Here is a 13,511-nt window from a genome sequence, read left to right as displayed (position 1 = left end):
AGGCAGCCCTGCGGCGGACAGCGCCGTTGGCCGGGGGCCCGGTGGGACAGTCGGTTCCGTCGGCGCCGCTCACCGGGCCAGCGCGGGCTGCCGGGCGAAGCGGCTGTCGGGGCGGGGCAGGCCGAAGTGGTCGCGCAGGGTGGCGCCGGTGTACTCGGTGCGGAACAGGCCGCGCTCCTGCAGGATCGGCACGACCGCCTTCGCGAAGATCTCCAGTCCGCCCGGGTAGTAGGGCGGCATCACGTTGAATCCGTCGGCGGCGCCGTTGCGGAACCATTCCTCGATCGTGTCGGCGACCTGCTCGGGGGTTCCGGCGAACACCCGGTGCCCGCGCGCACCGGCGAGACGGTGCAGCAGTCCGCGCACGGTCGGCCGCTCGCGCTGCACGATGCCCGCCACGACCTGCAACCGGCTCTGCCCGTTGTCGGTGACATCGCCTGCCGCGTCGAACAATTCGACCGGGATCGGCTCGTCCAGCGGCAGGTGCCGCAGGCTGATCCCGACGATGCCCTCCAGCTGGGCCAAGCCGTATTCGGGCACGGTGAGTTCGTTGAACTCGCGTTCCAATTTCTTGGCCGCCGCCTCGGTGTCGGCGATGAACGGGCTGATGCCGGGCAGGATCTTGACGTGCTCGGGGTCGCGGCCGAAGCCGCGGGCGCGCGCCTTGATGTCGGAATAGAACGCCTGCGCGTCGCTGAGCCGCTGGTGCGCGGTGAAGATCGCCTCGGCGTACTTTCCCGCGAACGCCCGGCCGTCGTTCGACGCGCCCGCTTGCACCAGCACCGGGTGGCCCTGCGGGGTGCGCGGCGCGGTGAACGGGCCGCGCACCCGCAGATGTTCGCCGGCGAAGTCGATCCGGTGGATCTTCTCCGGGTCGGCGTACACGCCCGCGGCCCGGTCCAGGACGATGGCGTCGTCCTCCCAGCTGTCCCACAGCGCGACTACGGCGTCGACGAATTCCCGTGCCCGCGCGTACCGTTCGGCGTGCACGGGATGCTGGTCCAGGCCGAAGTTGGCCGCGGCGAGATCGGTGCCGGTGGTCACGATGTTCCAGCCCGCGCGTCCGCCGGAGATGTGGTCCAGCGTGGAGAACAGCCTGGCCAGGTTGTAGGGCTCGTAGTACGTGGTCGACGCGGTGGCGATGAGGCCGAGATGTGTCGTGGCCGTGGCGATCGCGGTGAGCAGGGTGATCGGTTCCAGCCCGGAGGCCGCGTTGTGCTTGACGTCGGTGCGCAGGGCGGGACCGTCGGCGAAGAACACCGCGTCCAGTTTCGCCGCTTCGGCGGTGCGTCCGATCTCCTGGTAGTAGGCGACGTCGTAGATCCGCTCGGGGCTGCTCCACGGATGCCGCCAGGCGGCCTCGTGATGGCCGGAGGGGTAGATGAAGGCGTTGAGGCTGAGTTGACGCGGTGCGGTCATGAGGCTTTCTTCTCGTCGGTGGGCGGGTCCGCGACATCGACACCCAGGCTGGCCAGCAGCAGGGAGCGGTGCCGCAGGAACGCGGGATCGCCGTGGCGGCGGGGACGTTCCAGGTCGATGCGCTGATCCACCGCGATGCGCCCGTCGTCGAGCACCAGGACGCGGTCGGCGAGCAGCACCGCCTCGTCCACATCGTGGGTGACCAGCAGGACAGCGGGCCGATGCTCGGCGCACAGATCCTGCAGCAGTGCGTGCATCTTGATTCGGGTGAGCGCGTCCAGCGCGCCGAACGGCTCGTCCGCCAGCAGCAGTTCGGGTTCGCGGACCAGCGAACGAGCCAGGGCGACGCGCTGTTGTTCGCCGCCGGAAAGCTCCTTGGGCCAGGCATTCTCGCGTCCCGCGAGCCCGACCTCGGCCAGCGCCGCGCGACCGCGACCGGCCGCGTCCGAGCCGCCGAGGCCGAGGGTGACGTTGTCGAGCACCCGCGCCCAGGGCAGCAGGCGGGAGTCCTGGAACACCACGGAGCGCTCGGTCGGCACGCTCAGCTCGCCGGAACCCGGTACGTCGTAGTCCAATTCGGCCAGCGCCCGCAGCAGTGTGCTCTTGCCGGATCCACTGCGGCCGAGCAGCGCGACGAACTCACCCTCGGCGATGTCGATGTCGAGGTCGCGCAGCACGACCCGGTCGCCGAAGCCGCGGCGCAGCCGCCGGGCGCGGACGACGTTCAGTCCCCGAGTGTCTGCCGCCATGACAGCGCCTTCCTTTCCGCCGCGCGCACCAGGATGTCGCCGAACAGCCCGAGCAGGCCATAGATCACCAGGCCGACCACGATGATGTCGATCTGGCCGTAGGTGCGGGCCTGGGTCATGAGGTAGCCGATGCCGCTGGTGGCGTTGACCTGTTCCACCACCACCAGCGCCAGCCACGAGATGGTGACGGCCAGCCGCAGGCCGGTGAAGAAGCCGGGCAGCGAGCCCGGCAGCGCGATCCGGCGGATGAACCCCCCGCGCGACAGCCCCACCGTCTGGGCGAGTTCCACATATCTGGCGTCGACGCTGCGAAGGTGCGCATGCGTATTCAGATAGATCGGGATCGCCACGCTGGTGGTGATCACCACGAGCTTCATCTCCTCGCCGATGCCGAACCACACGATGAACAGCGGAATCAGCGCGAGCGTGGGAATGGCGCGTTTGATCTGGATCGGCCCGTCCACCAACGCTTCCCCGATCCGGCTCAGCCCGGCCAGCAACGCCAGCACCAGGCCGATCACGACGCCGAGTCCGAGCCCGATCGCCGCCCGCTGCACGGAGGTCAGCAGATTGCTCTGCAGACGGCCGTCGGCGAGCAGGTCACCGGCGGTCTCGGCGACCGTCCACGGGGCGGGCAAGGTCTCCGGATCCAACGCGCCCGTCGCGGAACCCGCCACCCACGCGGCGATCAGCAACGCGGGCCCCACCGCGATGCCGAACGGGATGGGGCGGCCGGGGCCCAGGCGCCGCCGGGCCGGTTTGCGCTTCGCCAGTACCGGTTCCGCTACGGGGCGGCCGCGGCCGATGCGGCGCAGCACGCCGGCGTCGAGAGTGGCCATCAGCGTGCCTTCGGTTCGAACGCGGCGCCGCTCTCGGTGACCGCCTGCGTGATCGCGGCGTCGAAGCGCAGGTCGAAACCGTTGGCCGCCTGCACCTTCTTGGGCAGTTCGCCCGCCTTGGCGATGGCGTCGATGGTGGCCTGCTGCCGGTCGACGAGCCGCTGGTCCAGATGCGGGAAGACGTAGGTGGCCAGCGACTCCACGATGCGCTTGGCGTCGTCGGCGCTCACCTTCTGGTTCTCCACGTAGTACCGGCGCGCCCAGTCCTCGGGATGGGTGTTGGCCCACTGGTAGGCGCGGACGAACGCGCCGACCAACGCGCGGGCGGCGGCTGCCTTCGCCGGGTCCCGCACGACGGCGCGACGGGCGTAGAGGTAGGCGAGGCCGCCGTAGATGCCCGCGGTCTCGGAGTCCGGCACCAGCGAGGCGCCGGGCGTGCGCAGGAAGCGAGTGACGTTCGGTTCGATCAGCGGCGCGACGTCGACCTGCCCGGTGCGCACGGCATCGGGGAACTCGGCCAATTGCAGCCGGATCAACTGCACGTCGGAGGTGGTGAGACCGGCGTTGTCGATGGCGCGCAGCACGGCGGCCTGCTGGGCGGTGCCCTCGGCGTAGGCGATCTTCTTGCCCTTCAGATCCGCCAGCTTCGACACCGGCTTCCCCGGCGCCACAGCCAGTTTCAAGGCGGTGGCGCTGGTCTGGTAAGACGCGATGATCGGCACGTCCTGCCCGGCCACCAAGGCGTGGATCGGCGGGACGTCACCGACCTGCGCGACGTCGGCCGCCCCCGCGCGGAACGCCTCCAGGATGGCGGGACCGCCGATGAAGTTGGCGAACTCCACCTTGAACGGAAGCTTGTCGAGCTCGCCGGACAGGCGCAGTACGGATTGCAGGCGCTCGGACTGGTCGGCGACCACGAGGGTGGTGCCTGGGGGAACCTCGGTCGGCAGTGGTCCGTCGGCGGTGGGACCGACCGGCTCGTCGTCCTTGGCGCAGCCGGTGAGTCCGAGAGTCGCAACGGTCGCCACGGCGAGCAATGCGGCGGTCGTGCGGCCGCGGAGGCCGGACCGGAACGTACTTGGTCGGAACATAAGGCGAATTAGAACAAGACGAAACCGGCGCGAAAACGGTTTGTCTCAGCCTGGTTCGAACCCTCAGCGGGGCGGCGCGGCCACCGTGGTCGATCGGATCTGCTGCTGGTAGCGCTGCACGAACGGCAGGATCTGCTGCTCGATCACCGTGTTGTACTCCCGCGGGCGCTGCATCGGGTTGGCATGCCCGATGTTCCGGGCGAGCACCACCAGCAGCGTGCCGTCCACGCCGCCGGACCGCTCGATCAGGACCCGGTGGGAGTACTCGACGTCGACCACCCGGTCGGCGCTCGCGTCGCGCGGCCGGATGAAGACGATGGCGGGCCGCGGCTTGTCCGCCACGGGCTGGGCCAGAGTGCGCAGATCGTCGGCCGCGCCACCGGCCACGATGGCGGTGAACTGCGATTCGATCAATCCGTTGCTCGCGGCGTCGCGCGAGACGATCTTCTCCCGCAGCACTTCCGCCAGCACCTCGCCGAGCTTGCCGAACTTCAGCCCGGCCGGCCCGTCGCGACGATCGAGGAAACGGTCGCGGCGGGCATAGGTCTCCACGGCCAGCCGCAGTGCGCGGCTCTCCCGGGCGCCGGGCAGCCAGCCCATCCAGCGCAGCATGTCCTCACCGCGTCCGCGGCTCTCCGGCCGCACGGCGTTCAGGTCCACCGGCGTGCAGTCCAGGACCACCCCGACCAGCCTGCGGTCGCTGTCGCGGTGGATGTGCTCGGCGACCTCCAGCGCGATAACGCCGCCCATGCTGTGGCCGACGAGCACGATGTTACGCAGGCCGGACAGTTCGGCGGCGCGCACGACGAGGTCGGCGATCACCTTGGTGTCGATGCCTTCGTTGTCGTAGCGGATCGCCCACACCATGCCCATCCTGCGCAGCGCGGGCAGTGCGGCGGCGGTGTCGCTGGCATCGAGCCCGCCGAGCCCGACCAGGTCCACCACGACGGTGTCCCAGTTCTGCGGGTCCACCGGCGGGGCGACGGGCAGGATGGCCGGCTCGGTGCGCGCCAGTCGCGCCTGTTCCGGCGCGACGTCGTACTTCCAGTACTGCGCGAACACCACGAGTCCGGTCAGCAGCAGTGCGGCCACCCGAAGCAGCGTCACCCTGGTGCGGCGCAACGTCTTCCACCCGTGCCCCAGGCTCGTGTCCCGCAGCCGAGTTCGGCGTCGCGCGTCGTCCCAGTCGGAGACGGTGGACGGGTGCCGGGCGTCCATCGGCGACATCCATCCCACTGTAGGCACGGGTGCGGACGGTCGCCACGAACCCGCTACCGCTCAGCGTGCTGCCTCGGCCCTCGCCGCGAGTTTGCCGAGCGATATTCGCCAGCCCAGTTCGTTGTCCTCGGGAGTGATGGCATCCGGAAGACCCTCGTGCATCGCCACGATATCGGTACCGCCCCCGGCATCGCCGAGGACGTAGGTGATGGTTTGCTTGCCGATCGCTGTGGGATCGTCGGTCTCGAACTCGATGATCCCCACCACCTGCTCGTCCGGGATCAGCCGAGTGAAACGACCGTGGTAGGTATCGCCGTTCGCGGTGGTCTTGCCGGTGTCGTCGGACTCGTCATCGATGAGCGTGATACGGAACACGCCGCCTTCGGTGGGATCGAATTCGTGCACGCGGCCGGTCTTTCCGTCGGGACCCACCCACTGCCGCACGGATTCCGCGTCCAGCAGCAGGCGGTAGACGGTCGCGCGGGGCGCGCGCACGTGCCACCGGATCCATGTCGCGGTCATGCGTCTCACTCTAGGCAGCGGCACCGACAGATTCCGACAGCGCTTTCCACCGGAACGGCCCGGCGGGGCCCGGTCATCCGGCCCGGCGCAGAACCCGGACCCCACTGTCGTCGCGGCGGCGCCCCGAGCACAGTAGCGGCGTCAGGAATTCCGATGAACTCGGCATCCCGGCTACCGAACAACCCGGCGAGTTCGTCCCACGTTCGCCCGCGTGCGTGACTCGTCAGCGCAACGGCGACCAAGCGGGATCGAACCAGCCCGGGGCGGCGGCGGTGAATCGGGCGCGCTGCCAGCCGCCCGCGCCCTCCGGCACCGAGCCCACCAGGTCGACGCCGGTGACGCGGGGCAGATCGGTGCGGTTGCATTCCGCTGCGAGGTCCGGCTCGGCGGGCCAGGAGCCGATCACCAGGCCCGCGCATCGCACGCCCGCCGAGTGCAATGCGCGGGTGGTCAGTTCGGTGTGGTTGAGCGTGCCCAGCCCGGCGGCGGTGACCAGCAGGACCGGTGCGCCGAGTTTCTGCGCGAGGTCGAGCAGGGTGAAATCGCCCAGGCGCACCAGCAATCCGCCCGCGCCCTCGACCAGGACGAGGTCGGCGTCGGACAGGGAATCGACGGCGGCGGCGGTGTCGGCGAGCGTCAACTCCGGCAGCCCGGCGCGGCGGGCGGCGGTGTCGGGCGCCAGCGGGTCCGGGTAGCGGGCGAGTTCGACCGTCCGGGTGACGCCGGACAGCCGCTGGATCTCGGCGAGGTCACCGGGTTCGCCTTCCGCGACACCGGTCTGGCCCGGCTTGCACACCGCGACCGTACGACCGTTGGCCCGCACCATGGCGGCGACCGCCGCGGTGACCACGGTCTTGCCGACGTCGGTGGAGGTTCCGGTGATCAGCAGGACGGTCATGCGGGCACCGCCTCGCGCGCCTCGGCCAGCACCTCACCGAGCACTGTCGCGATGGCGTCGAGTTCGGCCGCGGTGAGATTCGCTCGCGCGGTCAGCCGCAGTCGCGACGTGCCCTCCGGAACCGTGGGCGGACGGAAGCAGCCCACGTCCAGCCCGCGCGCCCGGCACGCCTGGGCGGCGTCGAAGGCCACCTGCGCCGGGCCGAGCACCACCGGCACCACCGCCGAGGGCGGCGTGGGCACACCGGCGATCCGGGCGATGTCCGCGGCGCGATCGAGCACCCGCCCGGCCAGCTCCGGTTCGGCGCGCAGCACGCGCAGGGCGGCTCGCGCGGCACCGACGGCGGCGGGCGCGAGACCGGTGTCGAAGATGAACGTGCGCGCGGCGTCGACGAGGTGGGCACGCACCCGCGCACCGGCCAGCACCACACCACCTTGCGCGGCAAAGGATTTCGACAGAGTAGCGGTGATCACCAGGTCCGGCGCCCCGGCCAGGCCCGACTCGTGCACCAACCCGCGCCCGCCCGCGCCGCGCACGCCCAGGCCGTGCGCCTCGTCCACCACCAGCACCGCCGCGTTGGCCCGGGTCACCCGGTGCAGTTCGGCCAGCGGCGCGAGGTCGCCGTCGGCGCTGAACACCGAATCGGTGAGCACCAGCGCACGGTCCTCGGTCCGCTCCGACAGCAGCCGGTCCACCGCCGCGACGTCGCCGTGCGGCGCGATCTCCACCCTGGCGCGGGATAACCGGCAGGCGTCCACCAGCGACGCGTGGCTGCCCTCGTCGGAGACCACGAGCGAGCCGCGCCCGGCGAGCGCGGTGACCGCGCCCAGGTTGGCCGCGTACCCGGAGGCGAACACCAGTCCCGCTTCGGCGCCGACGAATTCGGCCAGCTCGGTTTCCAGCAGTTCGTGCTCGGTGGTGGTGCCGGTGACCAGGCGCGATCCGGTCGCCCCCGCGCCCCAGCGGCGCACCGCCTCGATCGCGCCCGCGATCACCTCGGGATGGTGGACCAGGCCGAGGTAGTCGTTGGAGGCGAGGTCGATCGACGACGCCTGCGGAGCGCGCGGGCGCAGTTCCCGGCGCAGTCCCGCGGCCACGCGCGCGGCCGCGCGTTCGTCCAGCCAGCTCAGCGGATCGGTAGTCACAGCTGAGCAGCATACTTGAACACCGTTCAGGACGCCCGCTGGTACCGTGGAACAGTCGTTGGTGGTGGTCACCGGCCCGCGGTGACGCAGTTTCCCTGGGGAGGAACACGGCCGGATGTCGCGGTGGGCGATAGTCGTCGAGGAAACTACGGGCTCGGGCGAGCACAAGCGCTGGTCACCCCGGATTCTCACGGAAGTGGTCGGCACGCGCGCACAGGCGCTGGCCAAGCTCGCCGGCGTACTCCCCACCTACACCCCCGAGCATCCCAAACTGCGCGGCCGCCGCATCGTCCTGCGCGACGGCGACACCTATCTGCTGATGGTGCGCGGCTGGTCGGACGACTACCACTGCATCTTCCGGGTCTGGGAGATGTTGTCGGACAGCGATCGTCCCGGGATCGCCGAGGACCCTCGCGGCACGCACGACGGGTTCACGGACCGGTGAACCAGTTCGGGGTGTCGAGCCGGAACACCTCGCCGGGCGTCAATTCGCGCAGATCGCGTTCCAGCTCGGCCAGCCGCTGCGAACCGAGCCGCTCGGCCCAGCGGTCGTGGATCCGGTCGAAGGTGCGCGCCGATCGGGTCAGCACGTCCCGGGCGCGTGCGGTCAGGGTGTAGACCTTGCGCCGCGCGTCGGTCGGATCGTGCCCGCGCCGTAGGTAGCCCAGCCGCTCCAACGCCTCGATGTGCTTGCCCGCGGCCTGTTTCGAAACGCCGAGCGCGCGCCCGAGGTCCGCGGCGGTGCACCCGTAGGGCCCGCCCGCGCGGCCGACCGCCTGGAAGATGAACCCGTGCATCGGCCGCAACTCGGCGTGCCCGTGCTCGGCCAGGTCGGCATGCACCTCGTCGATCACGGCACGGAAGCCGAGCAGCATGCGCAGGGGCAACTCGTAACCACCCGCGTCACTTGACATGATGGACAACCTCGTTGACTATATGGACAACCATGTTGTCTATTTTAGGTGGTAACCCCATGACCGTCATTCGACACTCCGACACCCGCCGCACCGAGACCGCGAGCGGCGTCATGACCACGCTCGCCTCCCCCACCCAGGGCGGCTCGCAACTCGCGCTGTGGCGGGTCGAGGTACCCGCGAACACCGCCGGTCCGCTGCACTTCATCGACGCCGAGCAGATCTGGACCGTCCTGGCCGGACGGATCGATGTCACGATCGACGGCACGGAACTCGGTGCGGGCGAGGGCGATACGGTGATCCTCCCGCCGAACGTGCTGCGGCAGGTGCGCACCGCGGACGGCTTCACCGCAATCGTCACCGCACCGGCGGGCGCACGGGCAGGCACGCCGGACGGCGACGGCACCATCGTCCCGCCGTGGATCGCCTGACCGGTCACCGATCGGGCTGCGCGGCCACCGCGGCGCGCATCCCGGCGGTGATCGTGGCGATGTCGTCGGATGTGCTGATGAACGGCGGCATGGCGTACACCAGGTTGCGGAACGGGCGCAGCCACACCCCGGCCGCCACCGCAGCGTCGGTCGCGGCGCGCATGTCGACCGGGCGCTCCAGCTCGATCACTCCGATCGCGCCGAGCACCCGCGCCTCCGCCACGCCCGGCAGGTCGCGCACCGGAGCCAGGCCCGCCGTCAACTCCGCCTCGATCCGGGCCACCTCGCCGCGCCAGTCGCGCGAGCGCAGCAGCTCGATCGACGCGACGGCCACCGCGCAGGCCAGCGGGTTGCCCATGAAGGTGGGTCCGTGCATCAGCCCGCCGTGCGCCGCGCTGATCGTCTCGGCGATCCGCGCGGTGCACAGCGCGGCGGCGAGGGTGAGATAGCCGCCGGTCAGCGCTTTGCCGACACACATCACATCGGGGCTCACCCCCGCCTGATCGGCCGCGAAAAGTGTTCCCGTGCGGCCGAACCCGGTCGCGATCTCGTCGAAGACCAGCAGCACGCCGTGTTCGTCGCACAGCCTGCGCAGGTCGGTGAGGTAACGGGGGTGGTGCCAGCGCATCCCGCCCGCACCCTGGACCACCGGCTCCACGATGACGGCCGCGAGTTCGCCCGCGTGCGCGGCGACCAGGCGCTCCAGTTCCGCCACGTACTCCGGCCGGTAATCGCGCGGCGGCACCGGCGCGAACACCTGATCGACCAGGACATCGGTCCACAGCGAGTGCATGCCGCCTTCCGGGTCGCACACGCTCATCGGAGTGAAGGTGTCGCCGTGATATCCACCGCGCCAGGTCAGCAGGCGGCGCTTCTCCGGCTTGCCCAGCGACCGCCAGTATTGCAGGCACATCTTCACCGCGACTTCGACCGACACCGAGCCGGAGTCGCACAGGAACACCTTGTCCAGCCCCGCCGGCGTTGCTTCGACCAGCAGCTCGGCCAGCCGGGCCGCGGGCTCGTGGGTGAGCCCGCCGAACATCACGTGACTCATCCGCCGCGACTGGGCGAGCAGCGCGGCGTCCAGCACCGGATGCCGGTAGCCGTGGATCGCGGCCCACCAGGAACTCATGCCGTCGACCAGTTCACGCCCGTCGGCCAGGGTCAGCCTCACCCCCTCAGCGGCGGCCACCACCAGCGGTTCGGTCGTCGCGGGGAAGCCGCCGTAGGGATGCCAGACGTGCTCGGCGTCGAGTGCGGTGATCTGGTCGGGGGTCAGTGCCACAGGAATCCTCGGGTCACGGCCCCGGCCGTCCGGGGCGGCTTGAACACCGTTCAAGTTAGCACCCGAGCTGGGCGCGTTCGCAAGGGTGGGCGAAGTTCCGCCGTTTCCCCACTCGGCGGCAGCACCGCGGAATATTCTTTGACCAAGTCAAAGATTGGAGCCGACGTGACCGCTGCCGCGCCCGCCGACATCGCCGCCGTCCGCGAGTTCAACCGCCACTACACCCGGGTGATCGGCGTCCTGCGGGAAGGACTGCACGACAGCCGGTACTCGCTCACCGAAGCCCGGATACTGTTCGAACTGGCCGCATCCGACACGACCGAAGTGGTCGCGCTGCGCATGCCCTCGACCTCGACGCGGGCTACCTCAGCCGCATCCTGGCCCGCTTCGAACAGGCCGATTTGGTGCGGCGCAACCGCTCCGGCAGCGACGGCCGACGTCAGGAAGTCCGGCTGACCGATCGGGGCAGGAAGGTGTTCGCGACGCTCGATCAGCGCTCCAGCCATGAGGTGGGCGCGTTGCTCGACGCGCGGCACCCGGCGGCCCGCGCCCGGCTGATCACCGCCATGCGCACCATCCAGCAGATTCTCGACCGGCCCGCCGACGCCCCCTCGTGCACGCTGCGCGCCCCACGCTCCGGCGACTACGGCTGGGTGATCCAGCGCCACGCGGAGCTCTACGCGAACGAATACGGCTGGGACGCGACCTACGAGGAACTGATCGTGCGCATCGTGGCCGACTACCTGGCTTCCCGCGACGAGCAGCGCGAGCGCGCCTGGATCGCGGAATTCGACGGCCGCCCGGTGGGCAGTGTCTTCTGCGTCCGGGAGAACGACGCCACCGCGCGCCTGCGGCTGCTGCTGGTCGAGCCCACCGCCCGCGGCCTCGGCGTCGGCACGGCGCTCGTCGCGGAATGCCTGCGCTTCGCCGCCTCGGCGGGGTACCACGAGATCGTGCTGTGGACCAACGACGTGCTCACTGGGGCACGGCGCGTCTACCAACGGGCAGGGTTCGAGCTCGTCGACCAGAGCCCGCATCACAGCTGGGGCCACGACCTGGTCGGACAAACCTGGCGGCGATCGCTCATACCCGCGGACTGACGCGCACGCCCGGCCTCCGCGCGGTGCATCGTCGCCGATCACGGGTCCTGCCGCGGCCGCCGCGAGCGCGCCCCACGGGCGATCCTCGAATCGTCCGGGGAGCGCCGGCTCCGCAGTCAGGAGAGCCGGGCGGACAGGTCGGCCGCACAACCGCCTGTGCGACGAGTGTCGTGCGCCGCTCCGCTCACCGCGCGCCGACAGCCTGAGCGCGTAAGGCGGGGGCCCGCACTGACATTCGGTGCTCGCCGAGCGGTGGACCGTCCGGGAGGGACAGCGGCGATTCCGGATCGACGGCGCCGAGATCCTCGCCGGTCCCGGCGACACGGTGACGGCGCCCGCGGGCACGGTGCACGAGTTCCACAGCGTGGTTCCCGCGACGGTGATCGAGCACGAGATCCGCCCGCCGCTGCGGCACTGGGAGATGTTCCGGCTCTGGCACGACCTGGGCCGCGCCGGAAAGACCACCGCGGCCCGAGTGCCCCGCGACGAACCCGAGCTTTGTCACACCACGCTTGCCCTCAACCAGCTAGGGCCGATCCGAACATCTACGACCTGTGCATGATGGATCGCGGCAGTGACGGCAACCTCATCACGTATAAGACCCGCGACTGACCGCCGGTGGTTCCAAGGTTCGGAGACCTCTCTCACCGGCGATGGTCGGACCTGGCGTCGGCGGTCGCGGAATCCTGTCTCAAATGCAGTGGGACACCGACAACCGGCACGGAAGGCACGGCTTCCAGCGCATCGCCTTTTGTCCAAGAAGTGTGTCGAGCCGCGGAGGGAAGCGAGATCGGGCCCGGGGATGGTCCGAAGGCCGCCGCTCCACGCGGAGCGACGGGGCTCGGGCACAGCCGCGGCTGTGCTACGCGAATGGCTTGATCATCCGCGAGTTGTAGATCTGGACCGGTTCGTAGTCCTCATCACTTGTGCGCCTCCGGAACGGAGTCAATCCGTGGTGGGTTGATCCCGGTATTGGTTCACGAGGTGCTGGTAGAAGCTGTTCTCTGGCGACTCCAGCGAGATGGCCCGCAGACCGATGGTGACCTTCCGGCCGACTACCGTCGAGGTTCCGTCCTCATCGATGCCGAGGTCCTCGACGATCGCTGGCACCAGTTCGTCCAGTTCGTCATCGGTCACATAAACGGCGAGACGGCATTCAACCGGGACGCGCGCCGGGTCGTATGCGTCGCCCCATGCGCGCTGAGCGAACTCATCGACCGCGGTGACCGGTCCGAAGCTGGTAAAGCACGGGATACGGTTCACCCCGCGGATCCGGTGGGTGCTCTCCTCGAGCGCCAGCGCAACCGGGTGGATTCCCTCGCCGTCGAGGGCGCCGGGCCCGGTCGCGTCCGGCAACCCGAGTCCTACCGCGAACTCCCACACTTGGCGTTCGTCGTCGTCCACGTACAACCTTTCTGCTATTTCTTCGATGAGCTCTCGACGCGGCAGTGCTTGACCTTCCGCCCCTTGGGCGCGGCCGCTTGCGCCTTGTTCCAAGCGTCCTTCTCGGCGGCGTCCTTCGTCTTTCCCGTCCCGGTGAACTTCTCCGGGCCGGTGGCGTCGGTCCGGTCCAGATTCTCGAAGTAGCAGGACAATGTCACGGTCCACTTGGCGGTGAACTCGAACTGCCAGTGCGGGTGCGCCGCGTCGACGGGTTCGGCCGCAATTGTCGGTGTCTGCGCCTGTGCGATGCCGACCCCAGCTACTGATCCGCCTGCGATGCACGCGGCACTCAGCACGATCGCAGTCACAACTCGCCGCCCAGCCGAAATGGTTCGCATGTCGTCCCCCTTCGTCGCAGATATTTCCATCACTGTTCGCGGACGCGACTGCCGCACAACAGGTTCCATCAGAGACTGGCGTCACGAGGTCGCACCCCGGGGGACTGTCTCGCTAAAGG

General features: G+C 70.1%; 17 protein-coding genes. 5 read left to right on the top strand and 12 right to left on the bottom strand.

What is annotated here, in order from left to right; translation table 11 throughout:
- Window positions 1–69 precede the first annotated feature (69 nt).
- The 8 genes from NNI01S_RS23830 to NNI01S_RS23795 all read right to left on the bottom strand — a co-directional run bounded on the left by NNI01S_RS23830 (window position 70) and on the right by NNI01S_RS23795 (window position 7,881).
- Complete coding sequence (locus NNI01S_RS23830) at window positions 70–1,419, bottom strand: LLM class flavin-dependent oxidoreductase (RefSeq protein ID WP_063022365.1); 1,350 nt, start codon at window positions 1,417–1,419, stop codon at window positions 70–72.
- Window positions 1,416–2,168: an ABC transporter ATP-binding protein gene (locus NNI01S_RS23825; RefSeq protein WP_084489247.1), complete on the bottom strand. Its 753-nt coding sequence runs from the start codon at window positions 2,166–2,168 to the stop codon at window positions 1,416–1,418. Before NNI01S_RS23825 ends, NNI01S_RS23830 begins: the two co-directional genes overlap by 4 nt.
- Entirely contained in the window at window positions 2,144–3,007 is an 864-nt protein-coding gene (locus tag NNI01S_RS23820; protein ID WP_084489246.1) for an ABC transporter permease, read from the bottom strand. The genes NNI01S_RS23825 and NNI01S_RS23820 overlap by 25 nt, the downstream gene beginning before the upstream one ends.
- Window positions 3,007–4,098, bottom strand: coding sequence for an ABC transporter substrate-binding protein (locus NNI01S_RS23815; RefSeq protein ID WP_084489245.1), 1,092 nt, complete (start codon window positions 4,096–4,098; stop codon window positions 3,007–3,009). Before NNI01S_RS23815 ends, NNI01S_RS23820 begins: the two co-directional genes overlap by 1 nt.
- Window positions 4,099–4,161: 63 nt before the next feature.
- On the bottom strand, window positions 4,162–5,325 hold the full coding sequence (locus NNI01S_RS23810; protein ID WP_063022364.1) for an alpha/beta fold hydrolase: 1,164 nt from the start codon (window positions 5,323–5,325) through the stop codon (window positions 4,162–4,164).
- A gap of 51 nt (window positions 5,326–5,376) precedes the next feature.
- Window positions 5,377–5,838 (bottom strand): SRPBCC domain-containing protein, encoded by a 462-nt coding sequence (locus NNI01S_RS23805; RefSeq protein WP_063022363.1) that lies wholly within the window; start codon window positions 5,836–5,838, stop codon window positions 5,377–5,379.
- A 223-nt stretch (window positions 5,839–6,061) separates the two neighbouring features.
- Window positions 6,062–6,736, bottom strand: coding sequence for a dethiobiotin synthase (gene bioD, locus NNI01S_RS23800; protein WP_063022362.1), 675 nt, complete (start codon window positions 6,734–6,736; stop codon window positions 6,062–6,064).
- Window positions 6,733–7,881 (bottom strand): 8-amino-7-oxononanoate synthase, encoded by a 1,149-nt coding sequence (locus tag NNI01S_RS23795; RefSeq protein ID WP_063022361.1) that lies wholly within the window; start codon window positions 7,879–7,881, stop codon window positions 6,733–6,735. Before NNI01S_RS23795 ends, bioD begins: the two co-directional genes overlap by 4 nt.
- A 115-nt stretch (window positions 7,882–7,996) precedes the next feature.
- Here NNI01S_RS23795 and NNI01S_RS23790 point away from each other — a divergent pair, with 115 nt between their 5' ends.
- A complete protein-coding gene (locus tag NNI01S_RS23790; RefSeq protein ID WP_157114941.1) occupies window positions 7,997–8,326 on the top strand; it encodes a hypothetical protein in 330 nt (109 codons plus the stop codon).
- Here the strand turns inward: NNI01S_RS23790 and NNI01S_RS23785 are convergent.
- Window positions 8,313–8,795 (bottom strand): MarR family winged helix-turn-helix transcriptional regulator, encoded by a 483-nt coding sequence (locus NNI01S_RS23785; protein WP_157114940.1) that lies wholly within the window; start codon window positions 8,793–8,795, stop codon window positions 8,313–8,315. The genes NNI01S_RS23790 and NNI01S_RS23785 overlap by 14 nt on opposite strands.
- 59 nt (window positions 8,796–8,854) lie before the next feature.
- Here NNI01S_RS23785 and NNI01S_RS23780 point away from each other — a divergent pair, with 59 nt between their 5' ends.
- Window positions 8,855–9,226 (top strand): cupin domain-containing protein, encoded by a 372-nt coding sequence (locus tag NNI01S_RS23780; RefSeq protein WP_063022359.1) that lies wholly within the window; start codon window positions 8,855–8,857, stop codon window positions 9,224–9,226.
- Window positions 9,227–9,230: 4 nt separating this feature from the next.
- On the opposite strand, the gene NNI01S_RS23775 is transcribed toward NNI01S_RS23780, so the two are convergent.
- A complete protein-coding gene (locus tag NNI01S_RS23775; RefSeq protein ID WP_063022358.1) occupies window positions 9,231–10,511 on the bottom strand; it encodes an adenosylmethionine--8-amino-7-oxononanoate transaminase in 1,281 nt (426 codons plus the stop codon).
- Between the two features lie 165 nt (window positions 10,512–10,676).
- On the opposite strand from NNI01S_RS23775, the gene NNI01S_RS35755 reads away from it, so the two are divergent.
- The 3 genes from NNI01S_RS35755 to NNI01S_RS23765 all read left to right on the top strand — a co-directional run bounded on the left by NNI01S_RS35755 (window position 10,677) and on the right by NNI01S_RS23765 (window position 12,173).
- Window positions 10,677–10,967 carry a hypothetical protein gene (locus NNI01S_RS35755; protein WP_218019251.1) on the top strand — a complete coding sequence of 97 codons (291 nt, stop codon included), beginning with the start codon at window positions 10,677–10,679 and terminating at the stop codon, window positions 10,965–10,967.
- 17 nt (window positions 10,968–10,984) lie between these two features.
- The gene (locus NNI01S_RS35750) at window positions 10,985–11,611 is read left to right on the top strand and encodes a GNAT family N-acetyltransferase (RefSeq protein ID WP_245676347.1); all 627 of its coding nucleotides are present in this window, start codon (window positions 10,985–10,987) and stop codon (window positions 11,609–11,611) included.
- 238 nt (window positions 11,612–11,849) lie between these two features.
- The gene (locus NNI01S_RS23765) at window positions 11,850–12,173 is read left to right on the top strand and encodes a cupin domain-containing protein (protein ID WP_063022357.1); all 324 of its coding nucleotides are present in this window, start codon (window positions 11,850–11,852) and stop codon (window positions 12,171–12,173) included.
- A gap of 383 nt (window positions 12,174–12,556) precedes the next feature.
- Here NNI01S_RS23765 and NNI01S_RS23760 read toward each other — a convergent pair whose 3' ends face one another.
- Complete coding sequence (locus tag NNI01S_RS23760; protein WP_157114939.1) at window positions 12,557–12,967, bottom strand: hypothetical protein; 411 nt, start codon at window positions 12,965–12,967, stop codon at window positions 12,557–12,559.
- 62 nt (window positions 12,968–13,029) lie between these two features.
- On the bottom strand, window positions 13,030–13,362 hold the full coding sequence (locus NNI01S_RS23755) for a hypothetical protein (protein ID WP_063022355.1): 333 nt from the start codon (window positions 13,360–13,362) through the stop codon (window positions 13,030–13,032).
- Window positions 13,363–13,511 lie beyond the last annotated feature (149 nt).

This window comes from Nocardia niwae NBRC 108934 = DSM 45340, from assembly GCF_001613465.1.
Lineage (GTDB): Bacteria > Actinomycetota > Actinomycetes > Mycobacteriales > Mycobacteriaceae > Nocardia > Nocardia niwae.
Note: the sequence above shows the minus strand (reverse complement) of the source record. Positions and strands in the feature narration are given on the sequence as shown.